The sequence below is a fragment of the Enterobacter sp. MALB-1 genome, assembly GCF_041021625.1.
Taxonomy (GTDB): domain Bacteria; phylum Pseudomonadota; class Gammaproteobacteria; order Enterobacterales; family Enterobacteriaceae; genus Enterobacter; species Enterobacter oligotrophicus.
In genome coordinates this window covers 3,054,629-3,079,948 of the sequence record NZ_JBDPJL010000001.1, presented here as the reverse complement: position 1 = coordinate 3,079,948, position 25,320 = coordinate 3,054,629, and the positions used below count along the sequence as shown (strand labels likewise).

Annotated in this window: 22 protein-coding genes and 3 tRNA genes; 24 read left to right on the top strand and 1 reads right to left on the bottom strand. The window is 53.9% G+C overall.

Annotated features, from left to right (window positions below; translation table 11 throughout):
* The first annotated feature begins 80 nt into the window (after window positions 1-80).
* From sdhC to sucD, 8 genes are all read left to right on the top strand, one after another.
* Window positions 81-485, top strand: coding sequence for a succinate dehydrogenase cytochrome b556 subunit (gene sdhC / locus ABGB15_RS14740; protein ID WP_165853329.1), 405 nt, complete (start codon window positions 81-83; stop codon window positions 483-485).
* Window positions 479-826, top strand: coding sequence for a succinate dehydrogenase membrane anchor subunit (sdhD, locus tag ABGB15_RS14735; protein ID WP_008501088.1), 348 nt, complete (start codon window positions 479-481; stop codon window positions 824-826). Before sdhC ends, sdhD begins: the two co-directional genes overlap by 7 nt.
* Window positions 826-2,592, top strand: a complete 1,767-nt coding sequence (gene sdhA, locus ABGB15_RS14730) for a succinate dehydrogenase flavoprotein subunit (protein ID WP_152083894.1) — start codon at window positions 826-828, stop codon at window positions 2,590-2,592. Before sdhD ends, sdhA begins: the two co-directional genes overlap by 1 nt.
* Window positions 2,593-2,607: 15 nt before the next feature.
* On the top strand, window positions 2,608-3,324 hold the full coding sequence (sdhB, locus tag ABGB15_RS14725; RefSeq protein ID WP_008501090.1) for a succinate dehydrogenase iron-sulfur subunit SdhB: 717 nt from the start codon (window positions 2,608-2,610) through the stop codon (window positions 3,322-3,324).
* Window positions 3,325-3,683: 359 nt separating this feature from the next.
* On the top strand, window positions 3,684-6,491 hold the full coding sequence (gene sucA / locus ABGB15_RS14720) for a 2-oxoglutarate dehydrogenase E1 component (RefSeq protein WP_152083895.1): 2,808 nt from the start codon (window positions 3,684-3,686) through the stop codon (window positions 6,489-6,491).
* Window positions 6,492-6,505: 14 nt separating this feature from the next.
* Window positions 6,506-7,732 carry a 2-oxoglutarate dehydrogenase complex dihydrolipoyllysine-residue succinyltransferase gene (gene odhB, locus ABGB15_RS14715; RefSeq protein WP_152083896.1) on the top strand — a complete coding sequence of 409 codons (1,227 nt, stop codon included), beginning with the start codon at window positions 6,506-6,508 and terminating at the stop codon, window positions 7,730-7,732.
* Between the two features lie 85 nt (window positions 7,733-7,817).
* Entirely contained in the window at window positions 7,818-8,984 is a 1,167-nt protein-coding gene (gene sucC, locus ABGB15_RS14710) for an ADP-forming succinate--CoA ligase subunit beta (protein ID WP_006809579.1), read from the top strand.
* Entirely contained in the window at window positions 8,984-9,853 is an 870-nt protein-coding gene (sucD, locus tag ABGB15_RS14705) for a succinate--CoA ligase subunit alpha (RefSeq protein WP_008501094.1), read from the top strand. Before sucC ends, sucD begins: the two co-directional genes overlap by 1 nt.
* Before the next feature lie 83 nt (window positions 9,854-9,936).
* On the opposite strand, the gene ABGB15_RS14700 is transcribed toward sucD, so the two are convergent.
* On the bottom strand, window positions 9,937-10,653 hold the full coding sequence (locus ABGB15_RS14700) for a GntR family transcriptional regulator (protein ID WP_215723908.1): 717 nt from the start codon (window positions 10,651-10,653) through the stop codon (window positions 9,937-9,939).
* 172 nt (window positions 10,654-10,825) lie between these two features.
* On the opposite strand from ABGB15_RS14700, the gene mngA reads away from it, so the two are divergent.
* From mngA to ABGB15_RS14620, 16 genes are all read left to right on the top strand, one after another.
* Window positions 10,826-12,742 carry a PTS 2-O-a-mannosyl-D-glycerate transporter subunit IIABC gene (mngA, locus tag ABGB15_RS14695; protein WP_215723907.1) on the top strand — a complete coding sequence of 639 codons (1,917 nt, stop codon included), beginning with the start codon at window positions 10,826-10,828 and terminating at the stop codon, window positions 12,740-12,742.
* Window positions 12,743-12,763: 21 nt separating this feature from the next.
* The gene (gene mngB, locus ABGB15_RS14690; protein WP_215723906.1) at window positions 12,764-15,397 is read left to right on the top strand and encodes a mannosylglycerate hydrolase; all 2,634 of its coding nucleotides are present in this window, start codon (window positions 12,764-12,766) and stop codon (window positions 15,395-15,397) included.
* A 684-nt stretch (window positions 15,398-16,081) separates the two neighbouring features.
* Window positions 16,082-17,650 (top strand): cytochrome ubiquinol oxidase subunit I, encoded by a 1,569-nt coding sequence (gene cydA / locus ABGB15_RS14685; protein ID WP_008501098.1) that lies wholly within the window; start codon window positions 16,082-16,084, stop codon window positions 17,648-17,650.
* Between the two features lie 15 nt (window positions 17,651-17,665).
* On the top strand, window positions 17,666-18,805 hold the full coding sequence (gene cydB / locus ABGB15_RS14680) for a cytochrome d ubiquinol oxidase subunit II (RefSeq protein ID WP_152083900.1): 1,140 nt from the start codon (window positions 17,666-17,668) through the stop codon (window positions 18,803-18,805).
* Window positions 18,806-18,819: 14 nt separating this feature from the next.
* A complete protein-coding gene (gene cydX / locus ABGB15_RS14675) occupies window positions 18,820-18,933 on the top strand; it encodes a cytochrome bd-I oxidase subunit CydX (protein ID WP_006177208.1) in 114 nt (37 codons plus the stop codon).
* On the top strand, window positions 18,933-19,223 hold the full coding sequence (gene ybgE, locus ABGB15_RS14670; RefSeq protein ID WP_020884961.1) for a cyd operon protein YbgE: 291 nt from the start codon (window positions 18,933-18,935) through the stop codon (window positions 19,221-19,223). Before cydX ends, ybgE begins: the two co-directional genes overlap by 1 nt.
* Before the next feature lie 148 nt (window positions 19,224-19,371).
* Complete coding sequence (ybgC, locus tag ABGB15_RS14665; protein ID WP_152083901.1) at window positions 19,372-19,776, top strand: tol-pal system-associated acyl-CoA thioesterase; 405 nt, start codon at window positions 19,372-19,374, stop codon at window positions 19,774-19,776.
* Window positions 19,773-20,465 carry a Tol-Pal system protein TolQ gene (gene tolQ, locus ABGB15_RS14660; protein WP_152083902.1) on the top strand — a complete coding sequence of 231 codons (693 nt, stop codon included), beginning with the start codon at window positions 19,773-19,775 and terminating at the stop codon, window positions 20,463-20,465. The genes ybgC and tolQ overlap by 4 nt, the downstream gene beginning before the upstream one ends.
* A 3-nt stretch (window positions 20,466-20,468) precedes the next feature.
* Window positions 20,469-20,897 carry a colicin uptake protein TolR gene (gene tolR, locus ABGB15_RS14655; RefSeq protein WP_003858589.1) on the top strand — a complete coding sequence of 143 codons (429 nt, stop codon included), beginning with the start codon at window positions 20,469-20,471 and terminating at the stop codon, window positions 20,895-20,897.
* Window positions 20,898-20,925: 28 nt separating this feature from the next.
* The gene (tolA, locus tag ABGB15_RS14650; protein ID WP_215723905.1) at window positions 20,926-22,092 is read left to right on the top strand and encodes a cell envelope integrity protein TolA; all 1,167 of its coding nucleotides are present in this window, start codon (window positions 20,926-20,928) and stop codon (window positions 22,090-22,092) included.
* 134 nt (window positions 22,093-22,226) lie between these two features.
* Window positions 22,227-23,519 (top strand): Tol-Pal system beta propeller repeat protein TolB, encoded by a 1,293-nt coding sequence (gene tolB, locus ABGB15_RS14645; protein ID WP_152083904.1) that lies wholly within the window; start codon window positions 22,227-22,229, stop codon window positions 23,517-23,519.
* 35 nt (window positions 23,520-23,554) lie between these two features.
* A complete protein-coding gene (gene pal / locus ABGB15_RS14640) occupies window positions 23,555-24,076 on the top strand; it encodes a peptidoglycan-associated lipoprotein Pal (RefSeq protein WP_003858578.1) in 522 nt (173 codons plus the stop codon).
* 9 nt (window positions 24,077-24,085) lie between these two features.
* On the top strand, window positions 24,086-24,871 hold the full coding sequence (gene cpoB, locus ABGB15_RS14635) for a cell division protein CpoB (protein ID WP_152083905.1): 786 nt from the start codon (window positions 24,086-24,088) through the stop codon (window positions 24,869-24,871).
* Window positions 24,872-25,032: 161 nt separating this feature from the next.
* Window positions 25,033-25,108, top strand: a tRNA-Lys gene (locus tag ABGB15_RS14630).
* 26 nt (window positions 25,109-25,134) lie between these two features.
* Window positions 25,135-25,210 (top strand) — tRNA-Val (locus ABGB15_RS14625).
* 3 nt (window positions 25,211-25,213) lie between these two features.
* Window positions 25,214-25,289: transfer RNA gene (locus tag ABGB15_RS14620), tRNA-Lys, on the top strand.
* The last annotated feature ends 31 nt before the right edge of the window (window positions 25,290-25,320 follow it).

Here is a 25,320-nt window from a genome sequence, read left to right as displayed (position 1 = left end):
TTTGCATGACGCGCAGTTATAGAAAAGGAACGCTGCTTGACCCGCATCGCAGTCCGGAGGAAGGAAACAATAAGAACAGCATGTGGGCGTTATTCATGATAAGAAATGTGAAAAAACAAAGACCTGTCAATCTGGATCTCAAAACGATCCGATTCCCTGTAACAGCAATAGCGTCCATTTTGCACCGCGTATCCGGTGTGATTACGTTTGTGGCGGTCGGTATTCTGCTGTGGTTACTGGGAACCAGCCTCTCGTCTCCTGAAGGATTCCTCCAGGCCTCTGCGATCATGAATAGCTTCTTCGTGAAATTTATCATGTGGGGCATTCTCACCGCGCTGGCCTACCACGTTGTCGGTGGTGTTCGCCATATGCTGATGGATTTTGGCTATCTGGAAGAGACTTTCGAAGCCGGGAAACGCTCCGCTAACATTTCATTTGTGATCACTGTCGTGCTTTCACTTCTCGCAGGAGTTCTCGTATGGTAAGCAACGCCTCCGCATTAGGACGCAACGGCGTACATGACTTCATTCTGGTTCGCGCTACCGCCATCGTCCTCACCCTTTACATCATCTATATGATCGGTTTCTTCGCGACCAGCGGGACGCTGACGTGGGAAATCTGGAGTGGGTTCTTCGGATCTGCCTTCACCAAAGTGTTCACCCTGCTGGCCCTGTTCTCCATCCTTATTCATGCCTGGATTGGCATGTGGCAGGTGTTGACCGATTACGTTAAACCGCTGGCGATTCGCCTTCCTCTGCAGCTGGCTATTGTCGTTGCTCTGGTGGTTTACGTTATTTATGGATTCGTTGTGGTGTGGGGTGTGTAATGAAACTGCCAGTCAGAGAATTTGATGCTGTTGTGATTGGTGCGGGTGGCGCAGGTATGCGCGCCGCACTGCAAATTTCCCAGAGCGGCCAGTCCTGTGCGCTGCTCTCTAAAGTATTCCCGACCCGTTCCCACACTGTGTCTGCGCAGGGCGGTATTACCGTTGCGCTGGGTAACTCCCATGAAGATAACTGGGAATGGCACATGTACGACACGGTAAAAGGTTCCGATTACATCGGTGACCAGGATGCCATCGAATATATGTGTAAAACCGGCCCGGAAGCGATTCTGGAGCTGGACCACATGGGTCTGCCGTTCTCCCGTCTGGAAAATGGCACTATCTATCAGCGTCCGTTTGGCGGCCAGTCGAAAAACTTCGGCGGCGAGCAGGCGGCACGTACCGCGGCAGCGGCTGACCGTACCGGCCACGCGCTGCTGCACACGCTTTATCAGCAGAACCTGAAAAACCACACCACCATTTTCTCCGAGTGGTATGCGCTGGATCTGGTGAAAAACGCCGATGGCGCAGTCGTAGGCTGTACCGCGCTGTGCATCGAAACCGGTGAAGTGGTCTACTTCAAAGCCCGCGCAACCGTGCTGGCAACCGGCGGCGCTGGCCGTATTTACCAGTCCACCACCAACGCCCACATCAACACCGGTGACGGCGTCGGTATGGCTATCCGCGCGGGCGTGCCGGTGCAGGATATGGAAATGTGGCAGTTCCACCCAACCGGTATCGCCGGTGCAGGCGTTCTGGTAACAGAAGGCTGCCGTGGTGAAGGTGGCTACCTGCTGAACAAACACGGCGAGCGCTTCATGGAGCGTTATGCCCCGAACGCGAAAGACCTGGCGGGTCGTGACGTGGTGGCACGTTCCATCATGATCGAAATCCGTGAAGGCCGCGGCTGTGACGGCCCGTGGGGTCCACACGCCAAGCTGAAACTCGACCATCTGGGTAAAGAGGTGCTGGAATCCCGTCTGCCGGGCATTCTGGAGCTGTCCCGCACCTTCGCGCACGTTGACCCGGTGAAAGAGCCGATCCCGGTTATCCCAACCTGCCACTACATGATGGGCGGTATTCCGACCAAAGTGACCGGTCAGGCGCTGACCGTGAACGAGCAGGGCGAAGATGTGGTGATTCCTGGCCTGTTCGCGGTAGGCGAAATTGCCTGCGTATCCGTACACGGTGCAAACCGTCTGGGCGGCAACTCCCTGCTGGACCTGGTGGTATTTGGTCGTGCAGTTGGTCTGCATCTGCAGGAGTCCATTGCCGAGCAGGGCGCGCTGCGTGACGCGACCGACGACGAAATTGATGCCTCTCTTGAGCGCCTCAACCGCTGGAACGGCAACCGTAACGGCGAAGATCCGGTGGAAATCCGTAAAGCGCTGCAGGAATGCATGCAGCACAACTTCTCGGTATTCCGCGAAGGTGACGCGATGGCCAAAGGTCTTGAGCAGCTGAAAGCGATCCGCGAGCGTCTGAAGAATGCCCGTCTCGACGACACCTCCAGCGAGTTCAACACCCAGCGCGTCGAGTGTCTGGAACTGGATAACCTGATGGAAACCGCCTTCGCGACCGCGATGTCGGCAAACTTCCGTACCGAAAGCCGTGGCGCGCATAGCCGCTTCGACTTCCCGGATCGTGATGATGAAAACTGGCTGTGCCATTCCCTGTATCTGCCAGAGTCGGAAACCATGACGCGTCGTAGCGTCAATATGGAACCGAAACTGCGTCCGGCGTTCCCGCCGAAGATTCGTACTTACTAATGCGGAGACAGGATAATGAAACTCGAATTCTCAGTTTATCGTTATAACCCGGATGTTGATGATGCTCCGCGTATGCAGGATTACACCCTGGAAGCGGAAGAAGGTCGCGACATGATGCTGCTGGATGCCTTAATCCAGCTGAAAGAAAAAGATCCGACACTGTCGTTCCGTCGCTCCTGCCGTGAAGGGGTCTGTGGCTCTGACGGTGTGAACATGAACGGCAAAAATGGCCTGGCCTGCATCACGCCAATTTCCGCGTTGCAGCGTCCTGGTCAGAAAATTGTTATCCGTCCTCTGCCAGGCCTGCCGGTCGTGCGTGATTTGGTGGTAGACATGGGGCAATTCTATGCACAATATGAGAAGATTAAGCCTTACTTATTGAATAATGGGCAAAATCCACCCGCTCGCGAGCACTTACAGTCTCCTGAGCAGCGTGAAAAACTCGATGGGTTGTATGAGTGTATTCTCTGTGCATGTTGTTCGACGTCCTGCCCGTCGTTCTGGTGGAACCCGGACAAATTTATCGGCCCGGCCGGTCTGCTGGCTGCCTATCGCTTCCTGATCGATAGCCGCGACACCGAAACCGATAGTCGTCTGGAAGGATTAAGTGACGCTTTCAGCGTATTCCGCTGCCATAGCATCATGAACTGCGTCAGTGTGTGTCCTAAGGGGCTAAACCCGACGCGCGCCATCGGCCATATTAAGTCGATGTTGTTGCAGCGCAGTGCGTAAGTAACAACGCCGGATGGCGCTGCGCTTATCCGGCCTACGTAACAGTAGGCCCGGTAAGCGCAGCGCCACCGGGCAAATTGCAGAAACCTTTAAAAACTGCCAGATAAGTAAATAATCGAGACGTTCAGCGCGAGATAAGGCGCGGTTGAACGAATCCCCTGGAGCATAGTTAACTATGTGACTGGGGTGAGTGAAAGTCGCAACGCAGTCGCAGCCGGAACGACGAAGATTATTTAGACAGTTTCTAAAGGTTCCTTCGCGGGCCACAAAGAGCTCGCAGGTGAACCCCGGCACGTACACGTGGTGTGCGTGGTAGTTTCTACGGCGAAAGTAAGCATATAAATGCTTAAGGGATCACGATGCAGAACGGCGCAATGAAAGCCTGGCTGGACTCTTCTTACCTCTCTGGTGCTAACCAGAGCTGGATAGAACAGCTCTATGAAGACTTCTTAACCGATCCTGACTCAGTGGACGCAAACTGGCGTTCCATGTTCCAGCAGTTGCCTGGTACAGGGGTCAAACCGGATCAATTCCATTCCAAAACACGTGATTATTTCCGTCGTCTGGCGAAGGATGCCTCACGTTACTCTTCTGCGATTTCCGACCCTGACACCAATGCGAAGCAGGTTAAAGTCCTGCAGCTTATCAACGCTTATCGCTTCCGTGGTCACCAGCATGCGAACCTCGATCCGCTGGGACTGTGGCAGCAAGATCGTGTAGCGGATCTCGATCCGGCGTATCACGATCTGACCGAGGCCGATTTCCAGGATAGCTTTAACGTAGGTTCCTTTGCCATCGGCAAAGACACGATGAAGCTGGGCGAGCTGATTGATGCACTCAAGCAAACCTACTGCGGTTCCATCGGCGCGGAATACATGCACATTACCTCTACGGAAGAGAAACGCTGGATACAGCAGCGCATCGAATCCGTAGCAGGCCACGCGACATTCTCTGCTGAAGAGAAAAAACGCTTCCTGAGCGAACTGACCGCAGCAGAAGGCCTGGAGCGCTATCTGGGGGCGAAATTCCCTGGCGCGAAACGCTTCTCGCTGGAAGGCGGTGACGCGTTAGTCCCTATGCTGAAAGAGCTGATTCGTCATGCCGGTAAAAGCGGGACGCGTGAAGTGGTGCTGGGTATGGCGCACCGTGGTCGTCTTAACGTGCTGGTCAACGTACTGGGTAAAAAACCACAGGACCTGTTCGACGAATTCGCGGGCAAGCATAAAGAACACCTCGGCACCGGTGATGTGAAGTACCACATGGGCTTCTCATCTGATATCGAAACCGAAGGCGGTCAGGTACACCTGGCGCTGGCGTTTAACCCGTCTCACCTCGAAATCGTCAGCCCGGTGGTGATCGGTTCCGTGCGTGCGCGTCTGGATCGTCTGGACGAGCCGAGCAGCAACAAAGTGTTGCCGATCACCATCCACGGTGATGCGGCGATTACCGGTCAGGGCGTGGTGCAGGAAACCCTGAACATGTCCAAAGCACGTGGTTACGAAGTGGGCGGTACCGTTCGCATCGTGATTAACAACCAGGTGGGCTTTACCACGTCGAATCCGCTTGATGCGCGTTCCACACCGTACTGCACCGACATCGGAAAGATGGTACAGGCACCTATCTTCCACGTGAATGCGGATGACCCGGAAGCGGTGGCCTTTGTCACTCGTCTGGCGCTGGACTTCCGTAACACCTTCAAACGCGACGTGCTGATCGACCTGTTCTGCTACCGCCGTCACGGCCACAACGAAGCTGACGAGCCAAGCGCAACCCAGCCGTTGATGTACCAGAAAATCAAAAAACACCCGACGCCGCGCAAAATCTACGCTGACAAGCTGGAAGGCGAGAAAGTGGCGACGCTGGAAGATGCGACCGAGATGGTCAACCTCTACCGCGACGCGCTGGATGCGGGTGAATGCGTGGTGAAAGAACTGCGCCCGATGAACATGCACTCCTTTACCTGGTCGCCATACCTCAACCACGAGTGGGATGAGAGCTACCCGAACAAGGTCGAGATGAAGCGTCTGCAGGAGCTGGCTAAACGCATCAGCACCGTGCCTGAGGCAATCGAGATGCAGTCTCGCGTGGCGAAAATCTATGGTGACCGTCAGGCCATGGCCGCGGGTGAAAAACTGTTCGACTGGGGCGGCGCGGAAACGCTGGCTTACGCAACGCTGGTTGATGAAGGCATTCCTGTTCGTCTGTCCGGTGAAGACGCGGGCCGTGGCACCTTCTTCCACCGTCACGCGGTGGTTCACAACCAGACTAACGGTTCAACCTACACGCCGCTGCAGCACGTGCATAACGGTCAGGGCCAGTTCAAGGTCTGGGACTCCGTGCTGTCTGAAGAAGCGGTACTGGCCTTCGAATACGGCTACGCCACTGCTGAACCTCGCACCCTGACCATCTGGGAAGCGCAGTTCGGTGACTTTGCCAACGGTGCGCAGGTGGTGATCGACCAGTTCATCTCCTCCGGCGAGCAGAAATGGGGCCGCATGTGTGGTCTGGTGATGCTGCTGCCGCACGGTTACGAAGGGCAGGGGCCGGAGCACTCCTCCGCGCGTCTGGAGCGTTATCTGCAACTCTGCGCTGAGCAGAACATGCAGGTTTGTGTGCCGTCTACTCCAGCTCAGGTTTACCACATGCTGCGTCGTCAGGCGCTGCGCGGTATGCGCCGTCCGCTGGTGGTGATGTCGCCGAAATCGCTGCTGCGTCATCCGCTGGCGGTTTCGAGCCTGGATGAACTGGCCAACGGCACCTTCCTGCCTGCTATCGGCGAGATTGACGAGCTGGACCCGCAGGCCGTGAAGCGTGTGGTGATGTGTTCTGGTAAGGTTTATTACGACCTGCTGGAACAGCGCCGCAAGAACGATCAAAAAGATGTCGCCATCGTGCGTATCGAACAGCTTTATCCCTTCCCGCACCAGGCGGTGCAGGACGCGCTGAAACCGTATGCTCACGTACATGATTTTGTCTGGTGCCAGGAAGAGCCGCTCAACCAGGGCGCATGGTACTGCAGCCAGCATCATTTCCGTGAAGTGATTCCATTTGGGTCTGCTCTGCGTTATGCAGGTCGCCCGGCCTCCGCCTCTCCGGCGGTAGGGTATATGTCCGTTCACCAGAAGCAGCAACAAGATCTGGTCAATGACGCGCTGAACGTCGATTAATTAAAGGATACATAATGAGTAGCGTAGATATTCTTGTTCCCGACCTGCCTGAGTCTGTAGCAGATGCAACCGTCGCCACCTGGCACAAGAAACCAGGCGATGCGGTTACCCGCGACGAAGTGCTGGTAGAAATCGAAACTGACAAAGTGGTACTGGAAGTACCGGCTTCAGCGGATGGCATTCTGGATGCAGTCCTGGAAGATGAAGGCACGACCGTGACTTCTCGCCAGATCCTGGGTCGCCTGCGTGAAGGCAACAGCGCGGGCAAAGAGTCCAGCGCGAAATCTGAAGAGAAAGCCTCCACGCCAGCGCAGCGCCAGCAGGCCTCTCTGGAAGAGCAAACCAACGACGCACTCAGCCCGGCGATCCGTCGCCTGCTGGCTGAGCACAGCCTTGACCCGGCAGCCATTAAAGGCACTGGCGTCGGCGGCCGTCTGACCCGTGAAGATATCGACAAGCATCTGGCGAAAGCGCCTTCGGACGCGAAAGCAGAAGCCAAAGCGCCTGCGGCAGCACCAGCAGCACAGCCTCAGCTTGGCGCACGCAGCGAAAAACGCGTGCCGATGACGCGTCTGCGTAAGCGTGTGGCCGAGCGCCTGCTGGAAGCGAAAAACTCCACCGCGATGCTGACCACCTTCAACGAAGTGAACATGAAGCCCATCATGGATCTGCGTAAGCAGTACGGTGACGCGTTCGAAAAACGTCACGGTATCCGTCTGGGCTTTATGTCCTTCTACGTGAAAGCAGTGGTGGAAGCGCTGAAACGCTACCCGGAAGTAAACGCGTCTATCGATGGTGATGACGTGGTTTATCACAACTACTTCGACGTCAGCATGGCGGTATCTACGCCACGTGGCCTGGTGACCCCGGTTCTGCGTGATGTGGACACCCTGGGTATGGCTGATATCGAGAAGAAAATCAAAGAGCTGGCCGTGAAAGGCCGCGACGGCAAGCTGACCGTAGACGACCTGACCGGCGGTAACTTCACCATTACCAACGGCGGCGTATTCGGTTCACTGATGTCTACCCCAATCATCAACCCGCCGCAGAGCGCGATCCTGGGTATGCATGCCATTAAAGATCGCCCGATGGCGGTAGACGGTAAAGTTGAGATCCTGCCAATGATGTACCTGGCGCTCTCTTACGACCACCGCCTGATCGACGGCCGCGAGTCCGTGGGCTTCCTGGTCGCCATTAAAGAGCTGCTGGAAGATCCAACGCGTCTGCTGCTGGACGTTTAGTTTTTGCAGTCTTGCCCGGCGGCGCGTTGCTTGCCGGGCCTACAAAAGCACTACCTAACGATTACCTGAAGGATGGATAGAACACATGAACTTACATGAATATCAGGCCAAACAGCTGTTTGCCCGGTATGGCTTACCGGCTCCGGTGGGTTATGCCTGTACTACCCCGCGTGAAGCAGAAGAAGCCGCATCTAAAATCGGTTCCGGCCCGTGGGTAGTTAAATGTCAGGTTCACGCTGGTGGCCGTGGTAAAGCGGGCGGTGTGAAGGTTGTTAAGAGCAAAGAAGAAATTCGTGCGTTTGCTGAACATTGGCTCGGCAAGCGTCTGGTGACCTACCAGACAGATGCGAACGGCCAGCCGGTTAATCAGATCCTGGTGGAAGCGGCGACCGATATCGCGAAAGAGCTGTACCTGGGTGCGGTCGTTGACCGTAGCTCCCGTCGCGTGGTGTTCATGGCGTCTACCGAAGGCGGCGTGGAAATCGAAAAAGTGGCGGAAGAGACCCCGCACCTGATCCACAAAGTGGCTATCGATCCGCTGGCGGGCCCAATGCCTTACCAGGGGCGCGAGCTGGCGTTCAAACTGGGTCTGGAAGGTAAACTGGTTCAGCAGTTCACCAAGATCTTCATGGGCCTGGCGACTATCTTCCTGGAGCGCGATCTGGCGCTGATCGAGATCAACCCGCTGGTGATCACCACCCAGGGCGACCTGATCTGCCTCGACGGCAAACTGGGCGCTGACGGCAACGCACTGTTCCGCCAGCCCGATCTGCGCGAAATGCGCGACCAGTCTCAGGAAGATCCGCGTGAAGCACAGGCTGCACAGTGGGAACTGAACTACGTAGCGCTGGACGGCAACATCGGCTGCATGGTTAACGGTGCGGGCCTGGCAATGGGCACCATGGACATCGTTAAGCTGCACGGCGGTGAGCCCGCAAACTTCCTCGACGTGGGCGGTGGCGCAACCAAAGAGCGCGTCACCGAAGCGTTCAAAATTATCCTCTCTGACGACAACGTGAAAGCCGTTCTGGTGAACATCTTCGGCGGGATCGTCCGTTGCGACCTGATTGCTGACGGTATCATCGGTGCGGTGGAAGAAGTGGGTGTTAACGTTCCGGTTGTGGTTCGTCTGGAAGGGAACAACGCTGAACTCGGCGCGAAAAAACTGGCTGACAGCGGCCTGAATATTATTGCAGCGAAAAGTCTGACGGATGCAGCTCAGCAGGTTGTTGCCGCAGTGGAGGGGAAATAATGTCAGTTTTAATTAATAAAGATACCAAGGTTATCTGCCAGGGCTTCACCGGTAGCCAGGGGACTTTCCACTCCGAACAGGCGATTGCCTACGGTACGCAGATGGTTGGCGGCGTAACGCCAGGTAAAGGTGGCACCACGCATCTGGGCCTGCCGGTGTTCAACACCGTGCGTGAAGCCGTAGAAGCCACGGGCGCAACCGCGACCGTGATCTACGTTCCGGCTCCGTTCTGCAAAGACTCCATTCTGGAAGCGATCGACGCAGGCATTAAGCTCATCATCACCATCACTGAAGGTATCCCGACTCTGGATATGCTGACCGTGAAGGTGAAGCTGGATGAAGCGGGTGTGCGCATGATCGGCCCGAACTGCCCAGGTGTAATCACCCCAGGCGAATGCAAAATCGGCATCATGCCAGGCCACATTCACAAGCCGGGCAAAGTGGGCATCGTCTCCCGTTCCGGTACGCTGACCTATGAAGCGGTTAAGCAGACTACCGACTACGGTTTCGGCCAGTCTACCTGCGTGGGCATCGGTGGTGACCCGATCCCTGGCTCTAACTTCATCGATATCCTGAAGCTGTTCCAGGAAGATCCGCAGACCGAAGCGATCGTGATGATCGGTGAGATCGGCGGTAGCGCGGAAGAAGAAGCGGCTGCGTACATCAAAGAACACGTGACCAAGCCGGTTGTGGGTTACATCGCAGGTGTGACCGCGCCGAAAGGTAAGCGTATGGGTCACGCAGGTGCGATTATCGCTGGTGGTAAAGGTACGGCAGATGAGAAATTCGCGGCGCTGGAAGCCGCAGGCGTGAAGACCGTTCGCAGCCTGGCGGATATCGGCGAAGCACTGAAATCCATCATTAAGTAAGTCCTCTCTGCTCTCTGAAAGGGGGGCGTTGATATAAAAAAATGTCCGTTTCGACATGGTTGGCCGCTGAAAAGCGGCCTTTTTTATTGCCTGCGTTTGGCGATGAGGGTGAATTTGTAATCGTCGCTATTGAACACATTGCGGCTGTATTCAAAGACTCTGCCGTCTTTCAGAAATCCGCGTGACACTTTTTCCAGAATCGGCTTTGCCGGATCGAGCACCAGCGCGGCGATCGCCTCCTGCGATGGCATGACTGGCACCAGTTCCTGCTCGCTGCGATCGATTGCCATCTTTTTGATCTGCTCAATATAGTGGTATTTGGAGTTCTCCATGATCTCCCAGGTGAGATCGGCAAACATTGCCAGCGGCATCCACGTCTCTTCCAGGTTGACCGGTTTTTGCTTGATAAAACGCACGCGCTTCACATGCCACACTTTGTCATCCGGGTTGAGGTCTAACTTTTCTGCCAGACGGGCATCCGCTTTGATCACTTCGAAAATTTTCACGTCGCTGTGGGTATCGACGTTTCGATCGGCCAGCTTTTCGTAAAAACCGGTGAGCTGGTAAATGTCGTAGTTAACGCGTTCCTCTTTCACATAAGAGCCGCTGCCCTGAATGCTCTCAATAATCTGCTCTTCCGTGAGTAGCTTTAACGCCTGCCTTACCGTTACGCGGCTGACGCTGAACGCCTCCTGAAGGCTGGATTCTGTAGGCAATGCATCACCCGGTTTTAAAACACCCGCATTAATTTTCTCGCGGAGCGCATCGGCTATCTGCCGGTACATCGGTTTATTGCTCATTTTGTATTGCCCGCTTAATACCTTTTCAGGGAATTATGCCTTCACGTGCAGGTTTGTAAATAATACAATTTAAATACAAATTATCGTTGTTAGTGAAAATGATCACATAAATGTATTATTTTGTCTGCCACAATCCTCCCCGGACAATAACAACGTAAGTGTGAGGATCTTTATGAACCTGACGACTCTGACCCATCCCCGCGCGATCTGTGTACAGGCGCGGTTTTCCAGCCGTGATGAGGCAATCCGCCAACTGGCAACGCGACTGGCAGCGTTAGGCTGTATTACTGACTGTGATGAATTTTTAACGGAGGTTTTCCACCGTGAATCGCTGGGACCGACGGCATTAGGCGAAGGGCTGGCGGTGCCGCATGGTAAATCGGCAGCCGTGAAAGAAGCGGCATTTGCGGTAGCCACGCTAAGTGAACCGCTGGAGTGGGAAGGCGTGGACGGCCCGGAAAACGTCGGGCTGATTTTCCTGCTTGCCATTCCACCTGCCGAAGCGGGTTCAACGCATATACAGGTATTGACGGAACTGACTTCTCGCCTGGCGGACGATACCCTTCGGGCGCGGGTGATGGCCGCGACGACCGCAGAAGCGCTGCTTGCGGCGCTGGACGATGCACCGCAGGACGTAACCGTTGCTGCGTTAGCGGATGCACCTACCATCGTCTGTGTGACCGCCTGCCCGGCCGGGATTGCCCATACCTATATGGCGGCTGAATACCTGGAAAAAGCGGGACGTAAGCTCGGCGTAAACGTGGTGGTCGAAAAGCAGGGCGCGAACGGTATCGAAGGGCGTCTCACTCCACAGCAGTTACAGGAGGCAAAAGCGTGTATTTTTGCAGCAGAAGTGGCAATCAAAGAGAGTGAACGCTTCCAGGGTATTCCCGCTATTTCTGTGCCGGTTGCCGAGCCGTTGCGTCATGCTGAAGCCTTGATTGAGCGCGCGCTGGCATTGCAGCCTTCTTCGGCTACGCGCCCTGCGCAGGTTGAAACGGAGGCGAAAAAGAGCGTCAAAACGGAACTCAAGCAGGCGCTTCTCAGCGGTATCTCCTTTGCGGTGCCGCTGATTGTCGCCGGGGGCACGGTGCTGGCTGTGGCGGTGCTACTGGCACAGATTCTGGGCTTGCAACATCTGTTCGATCAGGAGAATTCGTGGCTGTGGATGTACCGTAAACTCGGCGGCGGCATGCTCGGCATTTTGATGGTGCCAGTTCTTGCTGCCTATACCGCATATTCACTCGCAGATAAACCCGCGCTGGCACCCGGTTTCGCGGCCGGTCTTGCTGCCAATATGATCGGCTCCGGTTTTTTGGGGGCCGTTGCAGGCGGGTTAATCGCTGGTTACCTGATGCGCTGGGTGAAAAATCATATTCGCCTTAATAACCGCTACAACGGTTTTTTAACTTATTACCTCTATCCGGTTATCGGCGTGTTGGGCGCAGGGAGCCTGATGCTGTTTGTGATTGGTGAGCCGGTGGCCTGGATTAATAACTCGCTGACCGCCTGGCTTAACGGACTCTCCGGCGCGAATGCGCTGTTGCTCGGAACCCTTCTTGGTTTTATGTGCTCGTTCGATTTGGGCGGGCCGGTCAACAAAGCGGCATATGCGTTCTGTCTCGGGGCGATGGCTAACGGCGTTTACGGGCCGTATGCCATTTTTGCCTCCGTCAAGATGGTGTCGGCCTTTACCGTTACGGCGTCAACCATGCTGGCTCCGCATCTCTTTAAGCAGTTTGAAATTGAAACCGGTAAATCAACCTGGCTGCTGGGGCTGGCGGGTATCACCGAAGGGGCGATCCCGATGGCGATTGAAGATCCGCTGCGGGTCATTGGCTCGTTTGTGCTTGGCTCAATGGCGACGGGCGCGATTGTTGGCGCAATGGGTATCGGGTTGTCCACGCCGGGGGCGGGCATTTTCTCCCTCTTTTTACTTCACGATGCCGGAATGGGGGGCGTGACAGCGGCGGCGGGCTGGTTTGGCGCGGCGCTGGTGGGAACCGCTATCTCTACGCTCATTTTACTGTTCTGGCGTCGTCAGGCTGTAAAGCGCGGTAAGTACGTCACAGAAGATGTTATGCCATAAACACTCACACAGGAAACGAAGATGAAAGCTGTATCTCGCGTTCATATTACGCCGCATATGCACTGGGACCGTGAGTGGTATTTCACCACGGAAGAGTCGCGTATTCTTCTCGTCAATAATATGGAGGAGATCCTCTCCCGCCTGGAACAGGACGACGAGTACAAATACTACGTCCTCGACGGTCAGACGGCGGTGCTGGAAGATTATTTTGCGGTAAAGCCGGAAAACCGTGAGCGGGTGAAAACGCTGGTGCAGGCCGGTAAGCTGATTATTGGCCCCTGGTATACCCAGACGGACACGACCATTGTCTCCGGCGAATCGATTGTGCGTAATCTGATGTACGGCATTCGCGACTGCATGGCGTTTGGCGAGCCGATGAAAATTGGCTACCTGCCGGATTCGTTTGGCATGTCCGGCCAGCTACCGCATATCTACAACGGATTTGGCATCACCCGCACGATGTTCTGGCGTGGCTGTTCCGAACGTCACGGCACAGATAAAACCGAATTTCTGTGGCAGAGCCGGGACGGCAGTGAAGTGACGGCACAGGTGCTGCCGTTGGGCTACGCGATTGGTAAGTACTTACCGGAGGATGAAGCCGGGCTGCGAAAACGGCTCGACAATTACTTCGAGGTGCTGGAAAACGCCTCCGTCACCAAAGAGATTTTGCTGCCTAATGGTCATGACCAGATGCCGCTACAGCAGAACATTTTTGCGGTGATGGATAAGCTCCGTGAAATCTATCCGCAGCGTAAATTTGTGATGAGCCGCTTCGAGGAGGTCTTTGAACATATCGATGCTCACCGCGGTGAACTGGCAACGCTGAAAGGGGAGTTTATCGACGGGAAATACATGCGCGTGCACCGGACGATCGGCTCCACGCGGATGGACATCAAAATTGCCCATGCCCGTATTGAGAACAAAATCGTCAATATTCTCGAACCGCTGGCAACGCTCGCCTGGACGCTGGGCTTTGAATATCACCACGGCCTGCTGGAGAAAATGTGGAAAGAGATCCTGAAGAACCACGCCCACGACAGTATCGGCTGTTGCTGCAGTGACAAAGTGCATCGTGAGATTGTCTCCCGGTTTGAGCTGGCCGAGGACATGGCCGACAACCTGACGCGTTTTTATATGCGCAAGATTGTCGACAATATGCCGCAAAGTGATGAAGACAAGCTGGTGCTGTTCAATCTGATGCCCTGGCCACGAGAAGAGGTGATTAACACGACCATACGTCTGCGCGCCAGCCAGTTCCGCTTGCTGGATGATAAAGGTAATGAAATCCCGTATTTCATCCGCAGCGCGCGTGAAATCGACCCAGGACTGATTGACCGGCAGATTGTGCATTACGGTAATTACGATCCATTTATGGAGTTTGATATTCAGATCAACCCGATCCTGCCGTCGATGGGCTACCGAACGCTTTATATTGAGCCGCATGTTGCCGGTAAGGTGCGTTCATCGCCGGGCACCACGGAGGCTTTGCTGGAAAATGCCTTCTGGCAGATTGCATTAAACGACGACGGTACGCTGCGTCTGCGCGATAAAGAATCCGGGCGTATTTATGACCGCGTGCTGGAAATAGAAGAGAGTTCCGATGACGGCGATGAGTACGACTATTCACCTTCGCGTGAAGAGTGGCGACTCACTTCTGCGCAAGGGCAGCATGATGTTGAGGTGACGCATGAAGGCTGGCAGAGCAGGGCGGTTATTCGTCATCATATGGCCGTTCCGGCGAATCTGGCCGAACGCTCGGCGCGCCAGCAAAACGGCTCACTTGACGTTGAAATTGACGTGACGCTTAGCCACAACAGCAGACGCATAGACGTTGAGGTGCGTCTGGACAACCAGGCGGATGACCATCGTGTACGCGTTTTAATTCCAACGCCGTTCAATACGAAAGAGGTACTGGCTGATACGCAATTTGGCTCCGTAACGCGCCCGGTGTACGACGAAGCGATGGCAAACTGGCAGGAAGAGGGCTGGAAAGAAGCGCCAGTCCCTGTCTGGAATTTACTCAGTTACGCGGTTCTGCAGGAAAAACGCAATGGCCTGGCGCTGTTTACAGAGGGTCTACGCGAATTTGAAGTGGTGGGTGAGGATAACAAAACGTTCGCGTTGACCTTACTTCGCGGAGTAGGGCTATTAGGGAAAGAAGATTTGCTGCTGCGTCCAGGCAGACCGTCCGGCATTAAAATGCCTGTGCCTGACTCACAGATGCGGGGCCAGCTTCGCTGCCGTTTTAGCCTTTTCAGCTTTAGCGGATCGCCAGACAGTGCAGGCATTGCTCAGCAGGCGAAAGCGTGGCTTACGCCGGTCTACTGCTACAACAAAATCCCCTGGGATGCGATGAAACTTAATCGTGCTGCATGCACGACGCCGGACCACTACAGCCTGTTAACGTTGTCGCCGACAGAGTGCGTGTTGAGTGTGCTGAAAAAAGCGGAAGATCGAGACGAGCTTATCCTTCGCCTGTTTAACCCGTCTGAGTCCGGCTCTTGCGAGGTCGCTTTGGCGGTCAGTCAGGGGATTAAACGGTGTCGCGAAACGGACCTGAATGAAAAAATAAAAGGGGACGGGCATGACGGCACGGGGATTGAGGGCGCATTTCGTCCGGGTCAGTCACGCACCTTTAGTATTCAGATAGCGTAGTAGATGCAAAAACATGTCAAAGGGCTGCCGCAATGCAGCCCTTTTTCATTAGATAGTCACATAAGGGTGTTAATTTTAAGAGTGGTAAAAGTAAATTAAATGTAATTTCATGGCGCACCCTTAGCGTAATGGAAAAATACGATGATGCGACATATCCTTATAAGTTTACCCGGTTGTGAAAATGCTTTGTCCGGACCGGTTAATAAAAATCACTTTTATTTATATTAATGCCCGCATTTGATAACCATTCACGCCTTCCCAAACACATATTTTTAACATGGGATTTACCATTCTTACCATGATGAAACATGGTTAACAATGATGTTTGTTTTTGATTTAAATCAATGTTTAATCCTTGGAAAAAGCCGACAAAAGGCGTTAAATTGTCCCCGATCAAAATGGCTGAAAAGCGGTAATTTTGCTATAAATTGATCACCGTCGAAAAACGTAAAAGTGATTCAATAAAAACCTGTTTATTGTAAGGGTTTTGCAGCGTATTATATTTACGGGATCAATTTGGGTTTTTTATTAACGTATTTGTAACCTTTCATCACTGTTTTTTCCTCCAGTAGAGAATAAGCAACGAAGAAAGTCTGCAGATAACTTTGTATTGGGGCATGCGTGTGAATCCTTATCTAACGGGGTTCACTCTCGGAGTCTTCATGCGATGAGCAAGGAGTCATGATGTTAGATATAGTCGAACTGTCGCGCTTACAGTTTGCCTTGACCGCGATGTACCACTTCCTGTTTGTGCCACTGACGCTCGGTATGGCGTTCCTGCTGGCCATAATGGAAACGGTCTACGTCCTCTCCGGCAAACAGATTTATAAAGATATGACCAAGTTCTGGGGCAAGTTGTTTGGTATCAACTTTGCGCTGGGCGTGGCGACCGGTCTGACCATGGAGTTCCAGTTCGGGACTAACTGGTCTTACTATTCCCATTACGTAGGGGATATCTTCGGTGCGCCGCTGGCCATTGAAGGTCTGATGGCCTTCTTCCTCGAATCCACCTTTGTAGGTCTGTTCTTCTTCGGTTGGGACCGTCTGGGCAAAGTCCAGCATATGGCGGTCACCTGGCTGGTGGCATTAGGCTCTAACCTGTCCGCACTGTGGATACTGGTAGCGAACGGCTGGATGCAGAACCCCATCGCGTCTGATTTCAACTTCGAAACCATGCGTATGGAGATGGTCAGCTTTGCCGAGCTGGTCCTGAACCCGGTTGCACAGGTTAAATTCGTTCACACTGTGGCCTCTGGCTATGTGTGCGGCGCGATGTTTGTACTGGGTATCAGCTCCTACTATATGCTGCGTGGTCGTGACTTCGCGTTCGCAAAACGCTCCTTTGCTATCGCAGCAAGTTTCGGTATGGCGGCAATTCTGTCCGTTATCGTTCTGGGTGATGAATCCGGTTACGAAATGGGCGACGTTCAGAAAACCAAACTGGCCGCTATCGAAGCCGAATGGGAAACCCAACCGGCTCCGGCTGCGTTTACGCTGTTCGGTATTCCCGATCAGGATGCGCAGGAAAACCGCTTCGCCATTCAGATCCCTTACGCGCTGGGCATTATTGCCACTCGCTCCGTCGACAAACAGGTCACTGGCCTGAAAGAGCTGATGGTGCAGCATGAAGAGCGTATTCGTAACGGGATGAAAGCCTATTCGCTGCTGGAACAGCTGCGCGCCGGTTCAACCGACCAGGCGGTTCGCGACCAGTTCAACGATGTGAAGAAAGACCTGGGCTACGGTCTGCTGTTGAAACGCTATACCCCGAACGTCTCTGATGCGACGGAAGCGCAGATTCAGATGGCAACCAAAGACTCCATTCCACGCGTTGCACCGCTGTACTTCGCGTTCCGTATCATGGTGGGCTGCGGCATCATCATGCTGCTGATCATCGCGGCGTCCTTCTGGTCCGTGATTCGCAACCGCATTGGTGAGAAAAAATGGCTGCTGCGCACGGCGCTGTACGGTATCCCGCTGCCGTGGATTGCTATCGAATCCGGCTGGTTTGTGGCGGAATATGGCCGTCAGCCGTGGGCGATAGGTGAGGTGCTGCCAACGGCAGTAGCAAACTCCTCCCTGACCGCGGGCGACCTGATCTTCTCTATGCTGCTGATTTGCGGTCTGTACACCCTGTTCCTGGTGGCTGAACTGTTCCTGATGTTCAAGTTCGCGCGCCTTGGCCCAAGCAGCCTGAAAACCGGTCGCTATCACTACGAGCAGTCCACTGCGACTACTCAGCCGGCACGCTAAGACAGGAGTCATCAAATGATCGATTATGAAGTATTGCGTTTTATCTGGTGGCTGCTGGTCGGTATTCTGCTGATCGGTTTTGCGGTCACCGACGGTTTCGACATGGGGGTGGGCATGCTCACCCGTTTCCTCGGTCGTAATGACACCGAGCGTCGAATCATGATCAACTCAATCGCCCCGCACTGGGACGGTAACCAGGTGTGGCTGATCACCGCAGGCGGCGCGCTGTTCGCTGCCTGGCCGATGGTCTACGCGGCTGCGTTCTCCGGCTTCTATGTGGCGATGATTCTGGTGCTGGCCTCTTTATTCTTCCGTCCGGTCGGTTTCGACTACCGTTCCAAGATTGAAGATACCCGCTGGCGTAACATGTGGGACTGGGGCATCTTCATTGGTAGCTTCGTTCCACCGCTGGTGATTGGCGTGGCGTTCGGTAACCTGCTGCAGGGCGTACCGTTCCACATCGATGAGTACATGCGTCTTTACTACACCGGTAACTTCTTCCAGCTGCTGAATCCGTTTGGTCTGCTGGCGGGTGTGGTGAGCGTGGCGATGATCATCACTCAGGGCGCGACTTATCTGCAGATGCGTACTGTGGGTGAACTGCACCTGCGCTCCCGTGCTACGGCTCAGGTTGCTGCGCTGGTAACACTGGTTTGCTTCGCGCTGGCCGGTGTCTGGGTGATGTACGGTATTGATGGTTATGTGGTGACGTCTGCAATTAACCATACTGCGCCGTCTAACCCGCTGACCAAAGAAGTGGCGCGTGAGGCGGGCGCATGGCTGGTGAACTTTAACACTACCCCTGCGCTGTGGGCTATTCCGGCTCTGGGTGTACTGCTGCCGCTGCTGACTGTGCTGACCTCGCGTCTGGAAAAAGGTGCTCTGGCGTTCGTGTTCTCTTCACTGACCCTGGCGTGCATCATCCTGACGGCGGGCATTGCGATGTTCCCGTTCGTGATGCCTTCCAGCACCATGATGAATGCCAGCCTGACCATGTGGGATGCAACCTCCAGCCAGCTGACGCTGAACCTGATGACGTATGTCGCGTGTGTATTCGTACCGATTATTCTGCTCTACACCGCCTGGTGTTACTGGAAAATGTTCGGTCGTATCACCAAAGAACATATCGAAAGCAACACCCACTCTATGTACTAAGTAAGGAGCTGAATATGTGGTATTTCGCATGGATTTTAGGGACGCTTCTTGCCTGTGCATTTGGTGTCATTACCGCCCTGGCGCTGGAGCACGTTGAAGCGTCCAAAGCGGGTGAAGAAAAACACTGATGAACATTATCGCAACGTTATATGCGGTAATGGATAAGCGCCCGTTAAGGGCGCTTTCTTTAGTGATGGCATTACTGCTGGCAGGCTGTATCTTCTGGGACCCGTCGCGCTTCGCGGCTAAGACCAGTGAGCTTGAGATCTGGCACGGCTTCCTCATCATGTGGGCGGTGTGTGCAGGTGTGATTCACGGCGTCGGCTTTCGTCCGAAAGCCCTCCACTGGCAGGGCATTTTCTGCCCGCTGATCGCCGATCTCGTTCTCCTGGCAGGTCTGATTTTCTTCTTCTTCTGAATAAGAAATGTCCGTTAACGATATGGGCTTACCTGAGCCCATAAAAATTTACTCTCCGTTTACTTTCTCCCATTCCAAACCATCATTCCCGCGCGTATAGTAGCGAAGTTTGAAAGCTCCAACTTTTCTTGTATTACCGGGATGTAAAGTGAATACAACGCTGTTTCGATGGCCGGTTCGTGTCTACTACGAAGATACCGATGCCGGTGGTGTGGTCTACCACGCCAGCTACGTTGCTTTTTATGAACGGGCACGCACAGAGATGCTGCGCCATCATCACTTTAGCCAGCAGGTGTTGTTGGCTGAGCGAGTTGCCTTTGTGGTACGCAAGATGACGCTTGAGTATTTTGCGCCTGCCAGACTCGACGATATGCTCGAAGTCCAAACTGAAATTACATCAATGCGCGGAACTTCACTGGTTTTCACGCAGCGGATAGTCAATGCAGAGAACGCCGTACTGAACTCAGCTGAGGTACTGATTGTCTGTGTTGATCCAACCATAATGAAGCCTCGTGCGCTTCCTAAGTCTATTGTCGCGGAGTTTAAGCAGTGACTGACATGAATATCCTTGATTTGTTCCTGAAGGCAAGCCTTCTGGTTAAACTTATCATGTTGATTTTGATTGGTTTTTCAATCGCATCCTGGGCCATCATCATCCAGAGAACGCGTATTCTCAATGCCGCAGGCCGTGAAGCTGAAGCGTTTGAAGACAAGTTCTGGTCTGGTATCGAGCTTTCTCGTCTGTATCAGGAAAGCCAGGGACGCCGTGATAGCCTCGCAGGCTCCGAACAGATTTTCTACAGCGGTTTCAAAGAGTTTGCCCGCTTGCATCGTGCTAACAACCATGCACCGGAAGCCGTCGTTGAAGGTGCGTCGCGTGCGATGCGCATTTCCATGAACCGCGAACTGGAAAATCTTGAAACGCATATTCCTTTCCTCGGCACGGTTGGTTCCATCAGCCCGTATATCGGTCTGTTTGGTACGGTGTGGGGGATCATGCACGCCTTTATCGCGCTCGGTGCGGTGAAGCAGGCGACGTTGCAGATGGTTGCACCGGGTATCGCAGAAGCACTGATCGCGACCGCTATCGGTCTGTTTGCGGCTATTCCGGCAGTTATGGCGTACAACCGTCTGAACCAGCGCGTGAACAAACTGGAACTGAACTACGACAACTTTATGGAAGAGTTCACTGCGATTCTGCACCGTCAGGCGTTTACCAGCACCGAGAGCAACAAGGGGTAAACCATGGCCAGATCCCGTGGACGAGGTCGTCGCGAGCTTAAGTCCGAAATTAATATCGTTCCACTGCTGGACGTACTGCTGGTACTGCTGCTGATTTTTATGGCGACAGCGCCCATCATTACTCAGAGTGTGGAAGTTGATCTGCCGGATGCGACAGAATCACAAGCGGTAAGCACCAATGACGATCCTCCGGTCATCATTGAAGTTTCCGGCGTAGGGCAGTACAGCGTGGTGGTCGAGAAAGATCGTATGGATCAACTCCCGCCAGAGCAGGTGATTGCTGAAGCGCAACGTCGTCTGGAGTCAAATCCGAAGACGGTCTTCTTGATCGGTGGCGCGAAAGATGTGCCATATGATGAAATTATTAAAGCGCTGAACTTGCTACATAGCGCGGGCGTTAAGTCGGTTGGCTTAATGACTCAGCCTATTTGATCATCTGCGTAGTTTTTGGGAACCGATAGTGTCAAAGGCAACCGAACAGAACGACAAACTTAAGCGAGCGATAATCGTCTCCGCAGTGCTGCACGTCATTCTTTTTGCAGCGCTGATCTGGAGTTCGTTCGACGAGCACATTGATGCATCTGCGGGCGGCGGTGGAGGCTCTTCCATCGACGCCGTCATGGTGGACCCTGGTGCGATCGTTCAGAACTATAATCGCCAGCAACAGCAGCAGGCGAGTGCAAAACGCGCTGAAGAGCAGCGTGAGAAACAGGCGCAACAGCAAGCCGAAGAACTGCGTGAAAAGCAGGCCGCAGAGCAGGAACGTCTGAAGCAGCTTGAGAAAGAGCGTTTGCAGGCGCAGGAAGCGGCGAAAGAGCAGGCGGAGCAGCAGAAGCAGGCTGAAGCCGCAGCGAAAAAAGCCCAGGAACAGCAAAAGCAAGCAGAAGAGGCGGCAGCAAAAGCCGCTGCTGATGCCAAAGCCCAGGCTGACGCGCAGGCGAAAAAAGCAGCCGCTGACGCTCAGAAGAAAGCAGAAGCGGAGGCCGCGAAAAAAGCCGCTGCTGATGCTCAGAAGAAAGCGGAAGCCGAGGCCGCGAAGAAAGCTGCTGCCGATGCTCAGAAGAAAGCGGAAGCAGAAGCCGCGAAGAAAGCGGCGGCAGCAGAAAAAGCCGCTGCTGCTGAGAGAGCGGCCGCAGACAAAAAAGCTGCCGCTGAGAAGGCCGCTGCCGATAAGAAAGCTGCAGCTGAAAAAGCCGCAGCGAAAAAGGCAGCAGCAGAAAAAGCGGCTGCCGCCGCGGGTGTTGACGATCTGCTGGGCGACCTGAGTTCTGGTAAGAATGCGCCGAAAACGGGCGGTGGGGCGAAAGGAAACAACGCAGCGCCGACCGGAAGTGGTAACACTAAGAGTAACGGTGCTTCTGGCGCTGAAATCAACGGCTATGCCGCGCAGATTAAATCCGCTATTGAAAGCCGGTTTTATGATGCGTCTTCCTACACCGGTAAAACGTGTACGCTGCGTATAAAACTGGCACCGGACGGCATGTTGCTTGATATTCAGTCTGAAGGTGGCGACCCGGCCTTATGTACTGCGGCACTGGCTGCAGCGCGTCAGGCGAAGATGCCTAAACCACCGTCACAGGCAGTCTACGAAGTCTTTAAAAATGCACCACTGGACTTCAAACCTTAAGTTACATTTTCCCCGTGCAAACGGGGGAAAATAGACCAGGTTTAGTCACAGGGTTCTGGTAGTTTTGTCTATTTGAGTTTGTTAACATTCTGCTAAATTATCGTGGGTAAGGTTACCCGGATAAGGGAGATATGATGAAGCAGGCATTACGTGTAGCATTTAGTTTTTTAATGCTGTGGGCAGCTGTGCTGCACGCAGAAGTACGTATCGAGATCACCCAGGGGGTGGACTCGGCGCGCCCAATCGGTGTTGTTCCGTTCCAGTGGGCAGGCCCTGGCGCTGCGCCTGAAGATATCGGCGGCATCGTTGCGGCTGACCTGCGTAACAGCGGCAAATTCAACCCATTAGATCGTTCTCGTCTGCCACAGCAGCCGGGCACTGCGCAGGAAGTTCAACCTGCAGCATGGTCCGCGCTGGGCATTGATGCCGTTGTCGTTGGTCAGGTAACGCCTGCTCCAGACGGTGGTTACAACGTGGCTTACCAGCTGGTGGATACCGGCGGTGCGCCAGGCACTGTTCTGGCTCAGAACTCTTACAAAGTGAACAAGCAGTGGCTGCGTTATGCTGGCCACACCGCAAGTGACGAAGTGTTTGAAAAGCTGACCGGGATTAAAGGGGCATTCCGTACCCGTATTGCTTACGTTGTTCAGACCAATGGCGGTCAGTTCCCGTATGAGCTGCGCGTCTCTGACTACGATGGCTACAACCAGTTCACCGTTCACCGTTCACCGCAGCCGCTGATGTCTCCGGCGTGGTCGCCTGACGGCTCCAAACTGGCATACGTAACGTTTGAAAGCGGCCGTTCTGCGCTGGTTATCCAGACGCTGTCTAACGGTGCTGTGCGTCAGGTTGCGTCGTTCCCACGTCACAATGGTGCGCCAGCGTTCTCTCCGGACGGCACGAAACTGGCCTTTGCGCTGTCTAAAACCGGTAGTCTGAACCTGTACGTGATGGACATTGGTTCGGGTCAGATCCGCCAGATCACTGATGGTCGTAGCAACAACACCGAACCAACCTGGTTCCCGGACAGCCAGAATCTGGCCTTTACGTCTGACCAGGCGGGTCGCCCACAGGTTTACAAAGTAAATATCAACGGCGGAACACCGCAGCGTATCACCTGGGAAGGTTCACAGAACCAGGACGCCGATGTCAGTGCCGATGGTAAAACGATGGTAATGGTCAGTTCTGCTGGTGGTCAGCAGCACATTGCCAAACAGGATCTGGTAACGGGTGGCGTGCAAGTTCTCTCGTCAACGTTCCTGGATGAAACGCCAAGTCTGGCACCTAACGGCACTATGGTAATCTACAGCTCTTCTCAGGGGATGGGATCTGTGCTGAATCTGGTTTCTACAGATGGGCGTTTCAAAGCGCGTATTCCGGCAACTGATGGACAGGTAAAATCACCTGCCTGGTCGCCGTATCTGTAAATAATAATTAATTGATTACTAAAGGAATCTTAGAAATGCAACTGAACAAAGTGCTGAAGGGGCTGATGATCGCTCTGCCTGTAATGGCAATCGCAGCGTGTTCTTCTAACAAGAACGCAAGCAATGACCAGAGCGGCGAAGGCATGATGGGTGCTGGCACCGGTATGGACGCTAACGGCAATGGCAACATGTCTTCTGAAGAGCAAGCGCGTCTTCAGATGCAGCAGCTGCAGCAGAACAACATCGTTTACTTCGATCTGGATAAATACGATATTCGTTCTGACTTCGCTGCAATGCTGGATGCGCACGCTAACTTCCTGCGTAGCAACCCGTCTTACAAAGTCACCGTAGAAGGTCACGCGGACGAACGTGGTACGCCTGAGTACAACATCTCCCTGGGTGAACGTCGTGCTAACGCTGTTAAAATGTACCTGCAGGGTAAAGGCGTTTCTGCTGACCAGATCTCCATCGTTTCTTACGGTAAAGAAAAACCTGCAGTGCTGGGTCATGACGAAGCGGCTTACTCCAAAAACCGTCGTGCCGTACTGGTTTACTAAGAGAATTGCATGAGCAGTAACTTCAGACATCATCTCATGAGTCTGTCGTTACTGGTTGGAATAGCGGCCCCCTGGGCCGCTTTTGCTCAGGCACCAATCAGTAGTGTCGGCTCAGGCTCGGTAGAAGACCGGGTCACCCAACTCGAGCGTATTTCTAACGCTCACAGTCAGCTTTTAACCCAACTCCAGCAGCAACTTTCCGATAACCAGAATGATATTGATTCTCTCCGTGGTCAGATCCAGGAAAGTCAGTATCAACTCAATCAGGTTGTGGAACGTCAGAAACAAATCTTGCTGCAGATAGACAGCCTGAGCAGTGGCGGTGCAGCAGCACAACCCGCAGCGGGCGATCAAAGCGGTGCGGCGACAGCTCCAGCAGCTGATGCTTCTGCCTCGGCTGGTGCGCCTGTACAGAGCGGTGACGCGAATACGGATTACAACGCGGCCATTGCTCTGGTGCAGGATAAATCGCGTCAGGACGATGCTATCGCTGCGTTTCAGAACTTCATTAAAAAATACCCTGATTCCACCTACCAGCCAAACGCGAATTACTGGTTGGGTCAGTTGAATTACAATAAGGGTAAAAAAGATGATGCGGCGTTTTATTTTGCCTCAGTGGTGAAAAATTACCCGAAATCACCAAAAGCGCCGGATGCGATGTTCAAAGTCGGCGTGATCATGCAGGACAAAGGTGACACGGCGAAAGCCAAAGCGGTTTATCAGCAAGTGATCACAAAATTCCCTGGTACTGACGGTGCCAAACAGGCACAAAAACGTTTGAATTCGATGGGTTGATTATCACACGACCAGAAATCGCGTTATTTCTGGTCGTGCCGCATGATTCGTAAGCAGTTAAGTGATCTTCATCGAAATTTTTGTTGCGCAGAATTCTTAAATCAGTAATATATGCCGCCGTTGCCACGGGATATCAAACAACGTGAAGACAGCGTAAAAGTGGGTCGTTAGCTCAGTTGGTAGAGCAGTTGACTTTTAATCAATTGGTCGCAGGTTCGAATCCTGCACGACCCACCACTTAACGCACACCGGCAGTACAGAGTGGGTGATTAGCTCAGTTGGTAGAGCATCTCCTTTACACGGAGGGGGGCGGCGGTTCGAGCCCGTCATCACCCACCACTCGGGTCGTTAGCTCAGTTGGTAGAGCAGTTGACTTTTAATCAATTGGTCGCAGGTTCGAATCCTGCACGACCCACCAATTTTATTGGTTCCGAGTGATAATTCAGGCG